The sequence below is a fragment of the Pseudoalteromonas sp. KG3 genome, assembly GCF_030436385.1.
Classification (GTDB): Bacteria; Pseudomonadota; Gammaproteobacteria; order Enterobacterales; family Alteromonadaceae; genus Pseudoalteromonas; species Pseudoalteromonas prydzensis.
Map to the genome: position 1 here is coordinate 765,927 of NZ_CP098524.1, position 17,265 is coordinate 783,191.

The following is a 17,265-nucleotide window of genomic DNA, read 5'->3' on the forward strand; positions in this document are numbered from 1 at the left end:
AAATAAACGTCTGGGCACGCAGTCGTTAATACCGCGTGCACAATTAGAACTTTATTGATTTTAGTCGACATGATAATAACGGCGTTGATGCTCATCTCTACGCCCTTTTGAAAATGCCGATACGCGCTTTAAATAACCAATCACGCGGGTGCCGTGATCTATATTATCACTATGGCATTGTTCGCACTGTAAGCGAGTAACTTTATCTATGTGTTCGCAATCATTACAAATAGTGCATTTAACGTTAATGCAAAAATAGTTACACCCAGTATTTGCGGCTACATTCAGTAGCTTTTCGTATTGCTGTGCATCCAATGATTCGCTAAGGTTTAAGTGCAGTGCTGAGCCACCATCAAGGTATTGAATAATTTCTTTGCCATGTAATATAAACTTATCTAAGTGATTGATGTTGTCATCCTCAACAACATAGAAATATGAATTATAGCAATCGCGGTTTACTTGGTAGCCATCATCTTTATCCCATTTCGCGTTTTTTATACCGAGATTTTCAGCAGGCACAAATTCGGTGTTAAATAAATAACCATACTGCTTTTTGGCCTTTTTATTTAAACTGTATATAGTATGTAGGCGTTCACTTACAAATTTTTTATAAACTGTATTATTACCTACAGTTATACCTCTAAATTCAGCGGCTTCTGCCATGCCATTAATACCAATGGTTAAAAATTGCTTATCCATATTAATAAAACCGGCATCGTAGACACTTAAAATATGGCTGTCTAAATAGTCTTGCATGAGTGCGCGATAGGCGACTTGATAGCGTTGGATTTTTTCTATTTCTTGCGCTAGATCTCGGCTATCTTGCTCTAGTCGGTTCATATTTAAGGTGATCACATTAATTGAACCCGTTGAGATCCCGCCTGCTCCTAGCGTATATGAAAATTGATTGTCACTCATCTCATTACGTAATCTGCAGCATGATGCGAGTGAATCAGGGTCATCACTCACATACATGAAAAATGAATTTCCTTTACTTAGTTGAGCTGCGCAAAATTGTTTAAATTGAGGATCTTGAAATTGTTGATTTTGAGTAAGTAATGCGGCTGTTACTACCGGGAACGTCAGTACGGCTTTTTCGCGCTCTGCGCCAAACCAATCCATAAAATAGCTTTGTAACGCATTGATACTATTATAGGCAGGGCGAGTACCATCAGGGAACACAAAGTCACCAAATAAAGCCGAAAAATATGGCTGGTCGTACAATGAAATATTCCAAAAAACACTTTGATAACCTCGTGCAGCGGCTGGCTGGTTAAGGGCATACACAACATGTTGCAAGTGATTAGCGATCTCTTTTGGATACTCAGTCAAGTAATTATCGCCGTAGTCACGACGAGCAAAATGATCAAAGTAAGTTAAGAATTCAACGGTGGCAATAGCGCCTGCAAATTGTGCGCTAACGGCAAAAACTAAATTGACAAATGAACCGCAAAATGACGACAGATGTTTAGGCGCTTTTGACTCTCCGCCTAGCTGGGTTAGACCATCAAGTAAAAAAGGATACAGTGTGATTGAGGCGCAGTATGGCTTTAGGCTAGTTTCATCATGTACGTAAATCTCATGTTCATTGATCTGACGCTGATACTCGTGCGCGAGTTGTTGACCAAATAATGAGGTTATTTTGTCAGTCATGACTTGGCGATTAATTTGGATCAACATATCTTTGCTGATCTCGGCCTCTAAGGTGGCGATATTTTTACTGCTTACATTTGCATTACTATCGAATATTGAACCATCGGCAGCATTAGCTGCATTTAGATAATTGTGTATAAATGATACTTTTTGTTGTAACTGCAGTGGGGTTAATTTCAACATGATTAATCCTTAATAAATAAATGGTTAAGTTGTTCTTTAGACGCAATGTCAATGAAGCGTTGATTACTGTTGCGACTTGCTAATCCACCTACTTCGCTGCGCCATGGGCCGGTTTTTAAATAATCTAGGTGTGCTTTGATGGTATCGCTAACATCTTCTTCACCCGTGTATAAACAGGTTTTAAAGCCTGCTGTCTGGCATTGAGACAATAACAAGCAAAGTTGTTGGGGCTGCCACTCACCACCAAAAAACACCACACAGGTAATTAAGGTTTCATACTGATCAAGCAACTCGGCTAGCCTTGTTGCTGTTAAGGGCATACCGTGTTGTGGGTTCCAAATATATGGGCTGTGACAGCCTTTGCAGCCTATTTGACAGCCAGTTACCGTTAGCGCCAGAGATATTTCCTCAGGCACTTCTTGAAACACAATATCGGGTGGTAAAATATTAAACATACTATATATGGTGTTTTTTTGGTTAGTTGTGTCAATATATGGTATTTTGGTGTTTTTGAACAATACCACTGAGGGGGTATTTTGTAGGCAAAGTGCGTCTAAATAGATAAACCAGTCTGATAATTTTTGGCTAGAAACGAGGGATTGATAATGTTCAATTCGCGGTATGTTAAAAGCTCTAGGGCGTGTTGACCTTTCATGATTAATTTTACAGCAGTATGTTTGATATTTAGACAAGGTAGAGCCTATGTAACGCAGTATAAATTCCAAACATGCGCTGCCCAAAGGGTTCTTCCTAGGGGCGATTAACTCTTTGTTGCCTACATGGATGTAGGTAAGGGGCGTGAGCAGGACGCGGAAGCTTTGCTCGATTTTTACTTAGCCGACTAGGTTACAAACCTCGCGCCGCGATTAAATCGGCCCTAGATTGAACAAATTTCAATCTACAAAGGTCAACACGCCCTAGTGAAAAGAGTTTTGGAAAAATAAAAACCGACTCAGTTGAGTCGGTTTGTTACTTGGGAAGCTTTAAAGTTAGTTTGGTAGTAATTCAATCGGGTTATCTTGGCGATCGAACACCACATAACGGGCAATATTTTGACCAGAAGTAACATCATTGGTCATTTTATTTAAGTAAGGGTCGGCATCTTCAGTGCTAGGTGGTTGGCCTTTTACACCAGAAAGGCTTGAAATAAATACAAAATCCCATTCTTTTGAGATGTTGTCTGCTTCCTTTATTAGCGACTCATAACTGACGATTTCGTTAGGCAATTTATCCACACACATGGTAGGAGTAATCGTGCCTTTGGCATTTTTTTTGCTTTTATTTGGGTTTGATAATTCAGTTTTAGCAAATAAAAACAATAACCGCTGTGGATCTGGCTGTTCTTTAGCGTAACTAAGTAAATCTTTAAATTGGGTGATCATAACGGCTCCAATATTTGGGTTATACACCTATTGTATGGGTATTAGGTATGCTTACTATCCCTCTAAATAGGTAGTTATAGCAAAAAGTTACATACAGCCACCGCAACTTCCACAGCGCCAATCTTGCTCGTCAATTGCTTGATAAAACCAGCGCATATTTTCCTCTGTAACGGCTATATTATGATTAACAAACACTTCAGCTAACCAGTCTGCATTAGCGATGATCCAGTCATCTTCGGCTTTGCCTTCGCAATATTCGGGATCATCATCAAAAATAGGATCGTAAACTCCCCAGGTGCCCATATCATTATTGAGTTGCTTATCGGGTAAGATAATAGCTGTGTCTTGGTAGCTAACGATCCAATGACCAAGGCACAATGAGTGGCCCTGCTTACTCCATTTGGCTTGAAAAGGATTACTCATTAGCTGCCTCCATTATTGAATAAGCGGTGACTCATTCGCTTTAAAGGTAAAACCTTTAATACAGGCTTCGTCGGCAAGTAATTGTATATATTGCGCAATCGCTTTGTGCCGTACCTTTTCGTTTAGATAATCAGTAATTTTTTGTTGTACGTATTCATAGGGTAGCGCTTCACCCTCTATTTTCCGAGCAATCTTCACGATGTGGTGGCCGTAGCGTGTTTCAACAGGGTAGTTAATAAGGCCTTGCTTGGCTGCAAAAATAGCGCGTTCAAACTCTGGTACTGTTTGACCTGAACTAATTTGCCCTAAATTGCCGCCTTGCTCTTTTGATGGACAGGCTGATAATGATTTTACAAATTGGCTAAATTGGCTCGGGTTTTCTGCCAGTTGTAATAGCACCTGTTTAGCCTGCTCTTTACTTTCTTCTCGTTGCTCTAAATCTTTTGGATCAGAGGCAATTAAAATATGGTTCACCTCAACAATTGGACTTGAATGAAACTTTTGTTGGTTTGCGCTAAAGTAGCGACGACACTCTTCATTACTGGCTTTGGGAATTGCGACTTCTAAATCGATTAAACGAGCGATGTACTCTTCGTTTTCATCATTTGCCTCGATTATGTTCAGTTCACTGGCTCGTTGTTTAAAAAGTTCAGCGATGATCAGTGCTTCAGTGGCTTGGATCATCGCTTCGCGGCGGGTTGCGGCTGGATGATATTGAATTTCAGCATCGATTAATTGAGTTGGAATTTTTACTTTATTAACTAAAACATCTGGTGTATTTAATAAGCTCATAAAAGGCCCCTTAAAGTGCACATAAACACGATTTATGAAAAGTAAGATAGAACCGTTTAAGCGCTCTATCTTACAATTTATGGCTATTATTTGTTTCGAACCACTTGATAGTTACGTTTTATATATCCTACCGGTACACTCCAAATATGCACTAAGCGACTGAAAGGAAATATAATTAGTAGGGTAAGCCCGAAAAATATGTGTGCTTTATAAATAAAGCCAACTGAGGATATTGCTGCAGTTGCTTGTTGCAGATCAAAAGTGACAATATTTTGCGCCCAGCTCATCATTTTTAGCATTTCGCTGCCATCTAAGTGTGAGAATGAGAACAAAATACTGATCAAGCCTAAGATTAGCTGAATATAAAGGCCAACTAAAATTAGGATATCCATAGTTGAGCTGCTTGCTCTTACCCGAGGGTTTGTTAAACGACGAATAAGTAAAATGGTTAAGCCATAAAAACAAACTAAGCCGAAAAAGCCACCTAAACCCATCGCAATTTTTTGCTTTAATGCTGCTGTGACATTTAAAAAGTCCCACACTTGGTGAGGTGTTAAGAGTCCCACAAAATGGCCCATGAGCACCATGATGATACCAATATGAAAAGGCCTTGAACCTTTTTTCAGCTGTTTACTTTCTAGCAATTGACTGGAGCCTGTTTTCCACGTGTACTGCTCACGGTCATAACGAACCAAGCAGCCTATAAATAAAACGGCGGCGGCAATATAGGGATAGATCCCAAATAAAAGTGTGTCTAAGTAGCTCATAAATTACCCCTTATTTGGTTATGTGGATTACTGTTGGCTGCTGCATCAACAAACGAAATAGGCAGCTCATTGCTACGATTTTGCTCAACGGATGGACGATTTTGTGTGGTTGGGCAACCACCATTGACAGCATCGCCGCCAAAGGTTACCGCTTCCTCTTCCCACACTTTATCAATAGCTTCTTTGGTGTCATCGCGTTTTTCATCGGCAATCTGCTGATGTATTTCTGTTAATTCCACTTCAACACCGCTAAGCGCGAGAACTGCAGAAAATACTGCTTGGTAGTTGTTTTCACGCTTTTGTAAGCGAGCGGTTAACAATGCCATGATATGAGCAACATCTTGCAACCAGCCCGCTTGAGTATCTACAGGCTGAGTGGCAACAAACTCTAAATATAAAGGCACATAGTCAGGGAGTTCACGTACGCTAATATTTAAGCCAGCAAGTTTATATTGGGCAATTAAGTCAATCATTGCTTGACCTCGATCGCGAGACTCACCATGAACATGCTCAAAAAATAATAGAGAAAGTGAACGGCCACGTTCAAATAAGCCGTCATACTCTGCTTGCCAATCAAGTAAGTCCATTGATAAACGGGTCTCAATAAAATCTCTTAACTGTGCTTTTATATCCTCTGGTAAACGATTTTCATCTGCAACTAGGGCTAAAAAATCAGCTTTGTGCTCATGTAATTGCTCACTGGGATAATCTATGAATCGTGATAATAATCGTAAAATCATAATATTAATCCTGTACTTCAATAGGAATGACTTGGCGAACGCCTTGGCTTTTAGCGCCAAATAAGTTGCTTTCACTACTGCCATTACTACAGCCATTACCAAAGGTGAAACCGCAACTATTCTTCATGTCGTAGGCATCAGCAGCATAGGCTTTATGGCTGGTTGGGATCACAAAACGATCTTCGTAGTTAGCTAGTGCCATAATTTGGTACATGTCTTCCACTTGTGCTTGTGTTAGACCGACTTGTTTAAGTACGGCTAAGTCTTCCACACCGTCCACTTGCTCTGAACGTTTGTATGCACGCATTGCAAGCATACGTTCAAGGGCCGTTATAACGGGTGCTTCTTCACCTGCGGTGAGTAAGTTTGCTAAGTACTTAATAGGAATTCGCAACGATTTAAGATCAGGGATCACGCCATTTACACCAATATGCCCTTGTGTTGCAGCACTTTGGATTGGGCTAAGGGGTGGGATATACCACACCATAGGTAGTGTTCTGTATTCAGGATGCAGTGGGAGTGCCACTTTCCATTGCATCGCCATTTTGTAAATTGGCGACTGCATTGCAGAATCTAACCAGTTTTGTGGGATCCCTTCTTTACGTGCCGCGGCTTGTACATCAGGATCATGTGGATCAAGAAAAATGTCGCACTGAGCTTGATATAAGTCTTGTTCGTTTTCAACCGATGCGGCTTCTTCAATCCGGTCTGCGTCATACAGCATGACCCCAAGGTAACGTATACGGCCTACACAGGTTTCTGAACACACCGTTGGCTGACCACTTTCGATACGTGGATAACAGAAAATACATTTTTCTGATTTGCCAGTTTTCCAGTTGTAGTAGATTTTTTTGTAAGGACAACCACTGACACACATCCGCCAGCCGCGGCATTTGTCTTGGTCAATCAGTACGATGCCATCTTCTTCACGTTTGTAAATTGCACCACTTGGGCACGATGCAACACATGCGGGGTTTAAGCAATGTTCACATAAACGAGGCAGATACATCATGAAGGTTTTTTCAAACTGACCATAAATATCAGCTTGAATATTGTCGAAGTTTTTATCGCGACGACGCTCTTCAAATTCAGTCCCTAAGATCTCCTCCCAGTTTGGACCCCAGTTTATTTTTTCCATCCGCTGACCCGTTATTAACGAGCGTGGACGTGCCACTGGCTGATGTTTACTTTCACCTGCGGTGTGCAGGTGTTGATAATCAAAATCAAATGGTTCGTAGTAATCATCTATTTCTGGCAAATCTGGGTTGGCAAAAATATTGGCTAAAATACGGTGCTTTCCGCCTTGCTTTGGAGTTATTTTACCGCTTTTATGCCGCTGCCAACCGCCATTCCACTTCTCTTGGTTTTCCCATTCTTTTGGATAACCTACCCCAGGTTTACTTTCAACATTATTAAACCAAGCATATTCAACCCCTTCACGCGAGGTCCAAACGTTTTTACAGGTGACTGAGCAAGTGTGACAACCGATACATTTATCAAGGTTTAACACCATGCCTATTTGCGCTCTTACTTTCATACTGTGCCCCTTACTCGGTATCTAACCAATCAACTTTGCTCATTTTACGAATAACAACAAACTCATCACGATTACAGCCGACGGTACCGTAATAGTTAAAACCATAAGATTGCTGCGCGTAACCACCTATCATATGAGTCGGTTTCATGACTGCACGAGTCACTGAGTTATGAATACCACCTCGGGTTTGCGTTGTCTCAGCTCCAGGAATATTAACGATCCGCTCTTGAGCGTGATACATCATACTCATACCTTCTGGTACTCGTTGTGATACAACGGCACGTGCGACAAGCGCACCATTAACATTAAAAGCTTCGATCCAATCGTTATCTTTAATATCCGCTTTTTTAGCATCCGTTTCTGATATCCATACAATGGGTCCACCGCGAGACAGTGTTAGCATCAAGAGGTTGTCAGAGTAAGTACTATGAATACCCCACTTTTGGTGTGGTGTGATCCAGTTCAGTGCAATTTCTTTATTACCATTTGGCTTTTTATTCATAATCGGCTGAACGGTTTTTAAGTTAATCGGGGGTTTGTACACACACATTGACTCGCCAAAATCGCGCATCCATTCATGGTCTTGATAAAACTGCTGACGACCCGTCACAGTGCGCCATGGGATCTGCTCATGAACATTGGTATACCCTGCGTTATAAGATACATGCTCATCTTCAAGACCAGACCAAGTCGGTGACGAAATAATTTTGCGCGGCTGCGCTTGAATGTCACGAAAACGAATTTTCTCTTCTTCTTTCGGACGGGCTAAATGAGTGTGGTCAATACCAGTAAACTCGCCCAGTGCTTGCCATGCTTTTACAGCTACTTGGCCGTTAGTTTCAGGCGCTAACGATAAGATAACTTCAGCGGCATCAATGGCAGTTTGAATTTTTGGACGAGCATTGGCATCGCCATCAGTACGTGCGCGTTTATTTAACTCACCCAAGAATGCAACTTCGTTTTTAGTATCCCAGTTAATACCTTTACCGCCATTACCTTGTTTTTCAAGAAGTGGTCCTAAAGAGGTAAAACGTTCGTACAAGTTTGGGTAATCACGTTCAACTTCAACAAAGTTTGGTGCGGTTTGACCCGGTATTAACTCACACTCACCTTTCCACCACTGTTTTACACCAAATGGTTGGGCAATTTCGGCTGGCGTGTCATGCAATATGGGTACTGAAACAAGGTCTTTTTCTTTCCCTAAATGGCCATCACATAGTTTTGAGAACGCATCTGCAATCCCTTTGAAAATATCCCAGTCAGAACGTGCTTCCCAAGCCGGATCAACGGCTTTTGACAGCGGGTGAATAAATGGGTGCATATCTGAGGTGTTCATATCATCTTTTTCATACCAAGTTGCCGTTGGTAGAACGATGTCTGAATATAAGCAAGTAGTCGACATTCTGAAGTCAAGGGTTACCACTAAATCAAGTTTGCCCTCAACTGCTTCATCTTGCCATTTTACATCCTCAGGTTTAATGCCATCACTTTCGCCTAAATCTTTACCGAGTAGTCCGTGTTTAGTGCCTAGTAAGTGACGTAGCATGTACTCATGCCCTTTACCTGATGAACCCAATAAGTTTGAACGCCAAATAAACATATTACGCGGGAAATTTTCTGGCTCGTCAGGCTCTTCACAGGCAAATTTTAAAGCTCCTGATTTGAGGTTTTTCACTACATAATCTTTCGCAGATAACCCTTCTTTAGCCGCCGTTTTACATAACTCTAACGGGTTAACGTTAAATTGTGGTGCTGATGGTAGCCAGCCCATTTTCTCTGCGCGAACGTTAAAATCAATAATGGAACCTTGCCATTTTTCTTTGTTGGCTACAGGCGATAAGATTTCATCCATACGTAGTTTTTCATAACGCCACTGGTTTGAGTGGTTATAAAAGAACGACGTCCCGTTCATATGACGAGGTGGCTTTTGCCAATCAAGGCCAAATGCTAATGGTTGCCAGCCTGTCTGCGGACGTAACTTTTCTTGGCCTACATAGTGAGCCCAGCCGCCGCCAGATTGCCCGATACAACCGCACATCATCAGCATGTTAATGATGCCGCGATAGCTCATGTCCATGTGATACCAGTGATTTAAGCCTGCGCCCACAATGATCATTGAACGACCACGGGTTTTATCTGCAGTTTGTGCAAACTCACGAGCAATTTGAATCACATCACCGCGAGGAACGCCGGTAATTTGTTCTTGCCAAGCTGGTGTATAAGGAATGTCATCATCGTAACTGGTTGCCACGTTTGGATCGTCATAACCGTTGTCTACTCCGTAATTTGCTACGGTTAAGTCATATACGGTGGTCACGAGTACTTGGCTGCCATTTTTTAACGTGATACGTTTGGCTGGTACTTTACGTGGTAAGATATCGTCATGGCTGGTATTTTGGAAATATCCAAACTCATGCTCACCCCCCCCAAAATATGGGAAGTTAACCGCAACTATTTCGTCATGATTGGTTTTTAAACTGACTTGCAGTTTAACATCAGCACCTGAATGACCATCAAGCTGTTTGATATTCCATTTACCCTTTTCACCCCAACGATAGCCTACAGAGCCCGTTGGTGATACCAATTGGTTATCAATTTCATTAAGCGCAATGGTTTTCCATTCAGGATTATTTTCTTGTTGTAAGTCATCGGCTAAATCTGAGGCACGTAAAAAACGACCTTGATTTAATTGACCTTGCTCGTTTTCATCAAGCATAACCAACATGGGGAAGTCAGTGGTGGTGCGCACATACTCACTGAAGTAGTCGCTGTGGCCGTCAACATGGAACTCTTTTAAAATAACATGCGCAAAGGCCATTGCCAGTGCTGAGTCAGTGCCTTGCTTAGGCGATAACCAGTGATCGGTCAGTTTTGACAACTCAGAGTAATCTGAAGTAATAGCAACTACTTTCGTGCCTTTATAACGTACTTCCGTTAAAAAGTGAGCATCCGGTGTTCTTGTTTGTGGAACGTTTGAGCCCCAGGCTAAAATATAATTTGAATTATACCAATCGGCTGATTCAGGTACGTCGGTTTGTTCACCCCAAATTTGTGGTGATGCCGGTGGTAAGTCGCAATACCAATCATAGAAACTCAGGCAGTTGCCACCCATTAATGATAAGTAACGTGCGCCTGCTGCGTACGACACCATTGACATCGCTGGAATTGGGGAAAAACCAACGACTCTATCTGGGCCGTGTTTCTTCGTGGTATAAATATTGGCAGCGGCGATAATTTCGTTTACTTCTTGCCAGTCAGCGCGAACAAAGCCACCTAAGCCACGTTGCTGCTTATATTCTTGAGTTTTTGTTGAGTCTTCAACAATTGATGCCCATGCAAGTACTGGGTCGCTATGTTGTTGTTTGGCAGCGCGCCAAAGTCTGATTAAACGTTTACGTACTTTTGGATGTTTGAGTCGATTCGCACTATAAATATACCAAGAGTAGCTTGCGCCACGCGGACAGCCACGAGGTTCATGATTTGGTAAATCTGGGCGGGTACGCGGGTAATCGGTTTGTTGGGTTTCCCAAGTAACTAGGCCATCTTTTACGTAGATTTTCCAGCTACAACTACCGGTACAGTTAACCCCATGCGTTGAACGGACTATTTTATCGTATTGCCAGCGGCGGCGATAACTGTCTTCCCATTTGCGATCTTCATTGGTGGTAACCCCATGGTTGCCTGCAAAGGCTTTTTTTTCAGTTTTGAAAAACTGTAATTTATCTAAAAAGTGACTCATTTTTCACTCCAACATTGCAATTTCGTAGGCTATTTAGCTCGGTGACGATGAGCCAAAAGTACGTTCGTTTTAAAACGATAATAAGCAGTGTAAGGAATTAATTGTTGATATGGATCAAGGTAGAAAAGTTACAGGCTGGCCAAGGGATTAGCTAATACCTACAATGAGGTATATCGGTATTGTTCATGCCCTTTATACTGGCTGGGTAGCGCTTTGTAGGTCAGTAAAAAAGTTGTTTTTAATGCATTAAAGATATTTTTGGGTAGTTACTAATTTTGGGTGTCGCAATGTTTAAAAAAGTAAGTCGGTCAGTCGTTTTTCGTATTTCAGTGATGATGATAAGCGTTATTCTGATGGCATTCACCAGTATTTTTTCATCTATGTATATGTCACAGCTCAGTGAATTTGATGGCGCCGCAATAAACTTATCTGGCTCAATGCGGATGAAAAGCTACCAGCTGACTACAGAAGTGGCTTTGTATCAGCAAACTAAACAACAGAACCATCACCAAACAGTGTTAACTTTGATTGATGAGTTTGAACACTCGTTTAATAACCCTTTATTACAAAAAGACTTTTCATCAGATCAACTCACAGAACAAAAGTATGATTACAGCCAAATAAAGGCGCAATGGCAAACAATTGTCAAACCTTTGATACTGAACTCATTAACGCAAGAGAGTGTTAGTCCGGTGATTGCTCCATTGACAAACTTTGTCACGTCTTTGGATAATTTAGTGCTGGGTTATCAAAGCATTTTTGAAAAACGCTTGACAACATTAAGGTTGATTCAAATATCGACATTATTTGTCACGTTATTATTTGTTTGTTTATCTTTATATTCGATACATCAACATATCGCATTGCCTTTAAAAGAGCTGACCGATGTGGCGCGTAAATCATCAAGGGGAGATTTAACCCAGCGTTTTACTGTTATTTGTGAAGATGAGTTGGGATTGTTGGCAACTACTTTTAATAATTATAACCAGCGTATTGCTCGTATTTATGGTGATTTGGAGCAACGGGTTGAAAGAAAAACCCAAGAGCTCAAACGCAGTAATCAAATACTTACTTTACTCTATCAGGTTGCCCAAGAAGTGAATGAATCCCGTGCGGGAGAGTTAAATTATAATCGCGTGATCCATCAAGTAAGCGAAGTAAGTGGTTTAAGTAATATTGATTTATGTTTACTGACTCCCGAAGGTGATGTGCCTTATCAACACATACTCACTGAAACTGGCCGTACTCAGTCGCAAAATTGTGAACATAAAGAGTGTGGTGAGTGTTTATCGGGAGAAACTGCAATTGTTACTTTAGTAGATCAACATCAAGTACTACAGCATCGGTATGTTATTGAGAAAAGTGGCTTACATTATGGAATCATTGTGGTCACTCTTGAACCAGAATCAAAAATACAATTGTGGCAACAGCAGTTATTAAAAAGTGTCGCTGAACAACTTGCGTTGGCATTGAGTATGCGTAATCAAAGAGATCAACAACGTCGTATTACTTTACTTAACGAGCGCTCAATTATTGCTCGTGAATTGCATGATTCACTCGCGCAGTCGTTATCTTATTTAAAAATCCAAGTAACTTGTATTCAACGAGCAATTAACGACTATCCTGAAGACGCTAAACTCACATCCCCAGTCACAGAGCTCAAAGAAGGGCTAAACTCCGCCTATCGTCAACTACGTGAGTTGTTAACTACTTTTAGATTACATATTGACAGTGAAGGATTAGAGTGCGCAGTTTTACAAACAATCCAAACATTAGCAAAACGCAGTGATATTGATATTAGTTTAAATTATAAAACAGCGCATATCCCGTTTACACCTAATGAAGAAATTCACTTATTACAGATCACTAAAGAGGCATTACAAAATGCTATCACTCACTCACAGGGTACTGAGATATTTATTCATTTTATTGAACAAGACGATCAGCAAGTGAAAGTTGTGATTGCTGATAATGGAATTGGAATAGATGATAAACAACAAGAATTGAATCATTATGGCACGATAATTATGCAAGAGCGAAGTCACTCTCTCGGTGGTGAATTCTTATTAGTTAATCGTCCTGAGGGGGGCGCACAAGTTACATTTAGCTTTTACCCTCAGTATCTCAATAAAGCAGAGCGAAAAATGCCAAGTGAGGTATGACTTGGCAGTTTTGTCGTGCAGTGAATTTGACCTGACTAGAGATTAAAGTGGTTTTAAGGATTGTAAAACTCGCCTTCTTTACGCAGATAAAACCACCAGTTTATAAATAAACATACTGTATAGAAAATAGTAAAACTAATCAGTGCGGCTTCAGGTGTGGTTGCACTTATTTGTTCACCTAAAACGCTTGGAATGTAAAATGCGCCGTAAGCCGCTATTGCCGAAGTCCAACTTAATACGTGGCCTGCTTGCTCTTTAGGGAAGACCACTGCAATTGTTTTAAATGTTGAGCCATTAGCAATTCCAGTTGCTGAAAATAAGATTAGAAATAGGCTGAAAAATTCTAAAAAATATTCTTCAGGGTTAGCGCTGTGAAAAGCCAGTTGCATGTAATGAGACGCGCCCAATGTACTTAGCACCATAACGATACAACAAGCTTGGGTCACAAAAGCTCCACCAAATTGATCGCCTAACCAACCACCCAGTGGGCGAATAAGCGCGCCAATAAAAGCCCCCATCCATGCATACATCAAAGCACTTGGGCCGTTTGTATTAACTGTAGTGTGCGTCATTACGCCATCAACCATGATGTGTTGATAGCCAAAAATCACTTTAATCGCGAATGGAAATGCAGCCGCAAAGCCAATAAATGAGCCAAAGGTCATAGTATATATAATACCCATTACCCAAGTATGTTTGTTGTTAAAAATAGTGTACTGCTTGCTTAAGCTGCGATTTACTGTACCTGGAAGTGATTTTAAACAAAATAAAGTGGCTAAAATTACAAATGTCAACACAATTTCTTTAGGAATATCTATATCTGCACCGTTGGCGTGAGCTGGCAGTATGAGCCATAAGCCCCAAGCAGCCCAAAAAAGACTGATCAACAACATGAGGGAAATTAGACTAAATGCTTTGAGCGGGCTAGCTAAATATGGCGATACATCTTTGCTATTAATGTCAGTCATTCCAAACCAACATAAAAATGTTATCGGCACTAAAAAAAGCACCCAAATATAGCTCGCATTTTGAATATACGTATCGCTACCTTCGGGCAGTTTACCAAGCAATGTGCCTGAGGCATTTATTAACTGTAGCGGTTCACCTGCAAACACCGCACTACTCATAACCAATGGTACTATGAGTTGCATTGCCGTCACGCCAAAATTACTTAACCCTGCATTTAAACCCAGTGCTAAACCTTGCCGTTTTTTAGGAAAGAAAAAGCTGATATTGGACATTGATGACGTGAAGTTACCACCGCCAATTCCCGATAATAATGCCATCAATTGAAATACCCACAGCGATGTGTTTTTATCTTGTAACGCCACTCCAGTGCCGATAGCAGGTATTATTAATAATGCCGTGGTAAAAAAAATTGTGTAGCGGCCACCGCATAATTGGATAAAAAAGCTACTGGGAATTCTTAGCGTCGCGCCGCTAAAACCAGCAATAGCGATTAAACTAAACAGTTGCTCATAACTAAAATAAAAGCCTAAATTGAGCATCTGAACAGTAATAACGCCCCAATACATCCACACTGAAAAACCACAAAATAAACTACTTATAGAGATCCATAAGTTTCTATTTGCTATTTTTTCTCCATTTTGGCGCCAAAAGGAGTCATCTTCAGGGTCCCACTTGTCTATATCACGCATTATAGAGTCGCTGTATGCTAAATTAGTTATGGCAAAATATCGCTTTTAAGCGGTACATTCACAATAGACTCAATGCAGTAGCTAAAAGTACCTATAAATATAGATGTTGAAGCTATATATGAACGATGTATTAATTTATATTATTAATTAATTACTTACGTTGTTTATCAACGCCACAGGCTACCCATTAGTGAGTAGCTTGTGGCGTTGAGCAGAAATAGTGAAGAACTGTTAAGCTATCATTTTATGATATACATCAACTAAGCTGAGTGATTTAATCGTCATCATTCACAATACTTAGCCGAGTTAGTAAAGGAGCAAGATGAATACTTCTATCGCACAAGAAAATGTGACTACAGTGATGTTAGTGGACGATCATCCATTATTTCGCAAAGGGTTGAACCAATTAATTGAGCTGGAAGATGAGCTGCAAGTAATAAGCGAACACAGTAATGGTAAAGATGCCATAACTGCAGCGTTGGAACTTGATCCTGACATTATTATTTTAGATTTGAATATGCAAGGCATGGATGGTCTTGAAACAGTAAAGGAGCTTCGAAACCAAGGTGTTAGCTCTCGTGTTATTATGTTAAGTGTGTCAGATAATGACGAAGATGTGATCTCTGCTATTACTAATGGTGCCGATGGTTATCTGCTTAAAGATATGGAACCTGAAGACATTGTTGAGCATATTAAGCAAGCAGCCACTGGGCGAATGGCTATTAGTGAATGTTTAACTCATACACTCGCTACCGCACTTAGAAAACCAAATCGCAAACCTGAGAACCCCTTGTCGGGACTAACAAGCAGAGAGCTCGAGATTTTAAAACTGATCGCTAAAGGGTTAAGCAATAAATTAATAGCGCGGGAGCTGGATATTTCTGATGGCACAGTAAAAGTACATGTGAAGCATTTATTGAAAAAACTCAATTTCCGTTCACGGGTAGAAGCTGCCGTGTGGATGGTTGATCAACAACATTAGAGGTGAGTATGGATTGTGGTTGTGATGCATTAAAAACACCGCTTTTAGCATTTGACGATGCACTAGCAAAATTATTAGCAACGGCAACAGCTGTAGCTGAACAACAAACTATAAAAGTGCAAGATGCATTGGGACGAGTATTGGCCGCTGACGTGGTATCAAATTTTAATATTCCTCCTTACGCTAATTCGGCGATGGACGGCTATGCATGCAATCATCAAGACCTGAATGATTTTAATCAACTAGAAGTCGTCACTACCTCATTAGCTGGACACCCAAGTAAACAAGCACTTAGCACTGGTCAATGTGCTCGTATCATGACGGGTGCAATGATGCCCAAAGGTGCCGACACTGTCATAATGCAAGAGCAAGTAAATCGAGATGGTGAGTACATTAGTTTACAAGCTCAAGTAAAAGCAGGGGCTAATGTACGTGTGCAAGGCGAAGATATTGCCGCTGGTAATGTGGTGCTTAGTAAAGGTCATGTAATACAAGCGCGCGATATTGGTTTGTTGTGCGCTATTGGCGTGCCTAAAGTCAGCGTGTTACGTCAACTTAAAGTCGCACTTATTTCAACCGGGGATGAGCTAGTTGAACCGGGTAATGCGCTTAAAGAGGGGCAAATTTTTGATTCAAACCGCCAGTTAGTTATGGCGATGTTAGCTCCAATGGGGGTGGATATCCGCGATTTTGGCATTATCGCTGATCAGCGTGAAGCTATTGCCAATGCGATTACTCAAGCGACAGAATGGGCCGATGTATTGATCACCTCAGGTGGTGTATCGGTCGGTGATGCTGATTATGTAAAGGAGATCCTCAGTGAATTGGGGGATATAAACTTTTGGAAACTTGCTATAAAACCGGGTAAACCGTTTGCCTTTGGGCAAGTTGGTAAGTGTGCCTTTTTAGGCTTGCCAGGTAATCCTGTATCTGCGGCTATTACCTTTGACCGATTAGGTATTCCTTTTATTAAGCTACGCCAAGGGCATCAGATTATGGGTGAAATAGCGATTAAAGCTATTGCACAAGCGGACTTTAAAAAGCGCCCTGGACGCACTGAATTTCAACGCGGTATTGCTACGCAAACGGCTGATGGACAATGGTATGTTGAAAGCGCTGGGTTGCAAGGCTCGGGTATTTTATCGGCATTAAGCCGTGCAAATTGTCATGTCATTCTACCAGCTGAAAGTGACGGTGTATTGGCCTCGCAGCAGGTTGAAATTATTCATTATAAGTATTTGTAACTG

13 protein-coding genes are annotated in these 17,265 nt (G+C 41.0%); 3 read left to right on the forward strand and 10 right to left on the reverse strand.

The genetic code is table 11. From position 1 onward, the window contains the following. Window positions 1-60 precede the first annotated feature (60 nt). The 9 genes from nrdD to NDQ71_RS21895 form a co-directional block, all read right to left on the reverse strand. Entirely contained in the window at window positions 61-1,836 is a 1,776-nt protein-coding gene (gene nrdD / locus NDQ71_RS21855) for an anaerobic ribonucleoside-triphosphate reductase (protein ID WP_301562737.1), read from the reverse strand. Between the two features lie 2 nt (window positions 1,837-1,838). Beyond that, a complete protein-coding gene (gene nrdG / locus NDQ71_RS21860; RefSeq protein ID WP_257324086.1) occupies window positions 1,839-2,291 on the reverse strand; it encodes an anaerobic ribonucleoside-triphosphate reductase activating protein in 453 nt (150 codons plus the stop codon). Between the two features lie 534 nt (window positions 2,292-2,825). After that, complete coding sequence (locus NDQ71_RS21865) at window positions 2,826-3,218, reverse strand: ribonucleotide reductase subunit alpha (protein ID WP_257324087.1); 393 nt, start codon at window positions 3,216-3,218, stop codon at window positions 2,826-2,828. 87 nt (window positions 3,219-3,305) lie between these two features. Beyond that, window positions 3,306-3,641, reverse strand: coding sequence for a hypothetical protein (locus NDQ71_RS21870; RefSeq protein WP_257324088.1), 336 nt, complete (start codon window positions 3,639-3,641; stop codon window positions 3,306-3,308). Between the two features lie 12 nt (window positions 3,642-3,653). Continuing rightward, window positions 3,654-4,433, reverse strand: coding sequence for a peptidylprolyl isomerase (locus NDQ71_RS21875; protein WP_301562738.1), 780 nt, complete (start codon window positions 4,431-4,433; stop codon window positions 3,654-3,656). A gap of 86 nt (window positions 4,434-4,519) precedes the next feature. Continuing rightward, window positions 4,520-5,200 carry a respiratory nitrate reductase subunit gamma gene (gene narI, locus NDQ71_RS21880; protein WP_283708796.1) on the reverse strand — a complete coding sequence of 227 codons (681 nt, stop codon included), beginning with the start codon at window positions 5,198-5,200 and terminating at the stop codon, window positions 4,520-4,522. Then, window positions 5,197-5,940: a nitrate reductase molybdenum cofactor assembly chaperone gene (narJ, locus tag NDQ71_RS21885; protein WP_257324091.1), complete on the reverse strand. Its 744-nt coding sequence runs from the start codon at window positions 5,938-5,940 to the stop codon at window positions 5,197-5,199. The genes narI and narJ overlap by 4 nt, the downstream gene beginning before the upstream one ends. 4 nt (window positions 5,941-5,944) lie before the next feature. Beyond that, window positions 5,945-7,477: a nitrate reductase subunit beta gene (gene narH, locus NDQ71_RS21890; protein ID WP_257324092.1), complete on the reverse strand. Its 1,533-nt coding sequence runs from the start codon at window positions 7,475-7,477 to the stop codon at window positions 5,945-5,947. 10 nt (window positions 7,478-7,487) lie between these two features. Then, complete coding sequence (locus NDQ71_RS21895; RefSeq protein ID WP_301562739.1) at window positions 7,488-11,216, reverse strand: nitrate reductase subunit alpha; 3,729 nt, start codon at window positions 11,214-11,216, stop codon at window positions 7,488-7,490. Between the two features lie 287 nt (window positions 11,217-11,503). Here NDQ71_RS21895 and NDQ71_RS21900 point away from each other — a divergent pair, with 287 nt between their 5' ends. Next, window positions 11,504-13,378, forward strand: coding sequence for a histidine kinase (locus NDQ71_RS21900; protein ID WP_301562740.1), 1,875 nt, complete (start codon window positions 11,504-11,506; stop codon window positions 13,376-13,378). A 53-nt stretch (window positions 13,379-13,431) separates the two neighbouring features. Here NDQ71_RS21900 and NDQ71_RS21905 read toward each other — a convergent pair whose 3' ends face one another. Continuing rightward, window positions 13,432-15,036, reverse strand: a complete 1,605-nt coding sequence (locus NDQ71_RS21905) for an MFS transporter (RefSeq protein WP_301562741.1) — start codon at window positions 15,034-15,036, stop codon at window positions 13,432-13,434. 322 nt (window positions 15,037-15,358) lie between these two features. On the opposite strand from NDQ71_RS21905, the gene narL reads away from it, so the two are divergent. Together narL and glp are read left to right on the forward strand one after the other, a co-directional pair. After that, on the forward strand, window positions 15,359-16,018 hold the full coding sequence (gene narL, locus NDQ71_RS21910) for a two-component system response regulator NarL (RefSeq protein ID WP_301562742.1): 660 nt from the start codon (window positions 15,359-15,361) through the stop codon (window positions 16,016-16,018). Between the two features lie 8 nt (window positions 16,019-16,026). Then, complete coding sequence (gene glp / locus NDQ71_RS21915; RefSeq protein WP_257324105.1) at window positions 16,027-17,262, forward strand: gephyrin-like molybdotransferase Glp; 1,236 nt, start codon at window positions 16,027-16,029, stop codon at window positions 17,260-17,262. The last annotated feature ends 3 nt before the right edge of the window (window positions 17,263-17,265 follow it).

Coding starts and splice junctions, on each gene's coding strand:
- NDQ71_RS21895 (WP_301562739.1), bottom strand. CDS start 11,216: ATGAGTCACTTTTTAGATAAATTACAGTTTTTCAAAACTGAAAAAAAA.
- NDQ71_RS21900 (WP_301562740.1), top strand. CDS start 11,504: ATGTTTAAAAAAGTAAGTCGGTCAGTCGTTTTTCGTATTTCAGTGATG.
- narJ (WP_257324091.1), bottom strand. CDS start 5,940: ATGATTTTACGATTATTATCACGATTCATAGATTATCCCAGTGAGCAA.
- NDQ71_RS21905 (WP_301562741.1), bottom strand. CDS start 15,036: ATGCGTGATATAGACAAGTGGGACCCTGAAGATGACTCCTTTTGGCGC.
- NDQ71_RS21870 (WP_257324088.1), bottom strand. CDS start 3,641: ATGAGTAATCCTTTTCAAGCCAAATGGAGTAAGCAGGGCCACTCATTG.
- narL (WP_301562742.1), top strand. CDS start 15,359: ATGAATACTTCTATCGCACAAGAAAATGTGACTACAGTGATGTTAGTG.
- nrdG (WP_257324086.1), bottom strand. CDS start 2,291: ATGTTTAATATTTTACCACCCGATATTGTGTTTCAAGAAGTGCCTGAG.
- NDQ71_RS21875 (WP_301562738.1), bottom strand. CDS start 4,433: ATGAGCTTATTAAATACACCAGATGTTTTAGTTAATAAAGTAAAAATT.
- narH (WP_257324092.1), bottom strand. CDS start 7,477: ATGAAAGTAAGAGCGCAAATAGGCATGGTGTTAAACCTTGATAAATGT.
- nrdD (WP_301562737.1), bottom strand. CDS start 1,836: ATGTTGAAATTAACCCCACTGCAGTTACAACAAAAAGTATCATTTATA.
- glp (WP_257324105.1), top strand. CDS start 16,027: ATGGATTGTGGTTGTGATGCATTAAAAACACCGCTTTTAGCATTTGAC.
- narI (WP_283708796.1), bottom strand. CDS start 5,200: ATGAGCTACTTAGACACACTTTTATTTGGGATCTATCCCTATATTGCC.
- NDQ71_RS21865 (WP_257324087.1), bottom strand. CDS start 3,218: ATGATCACCCAATTTAAAGATTTACTTAGTTACGCTAAAGAACAGCCA.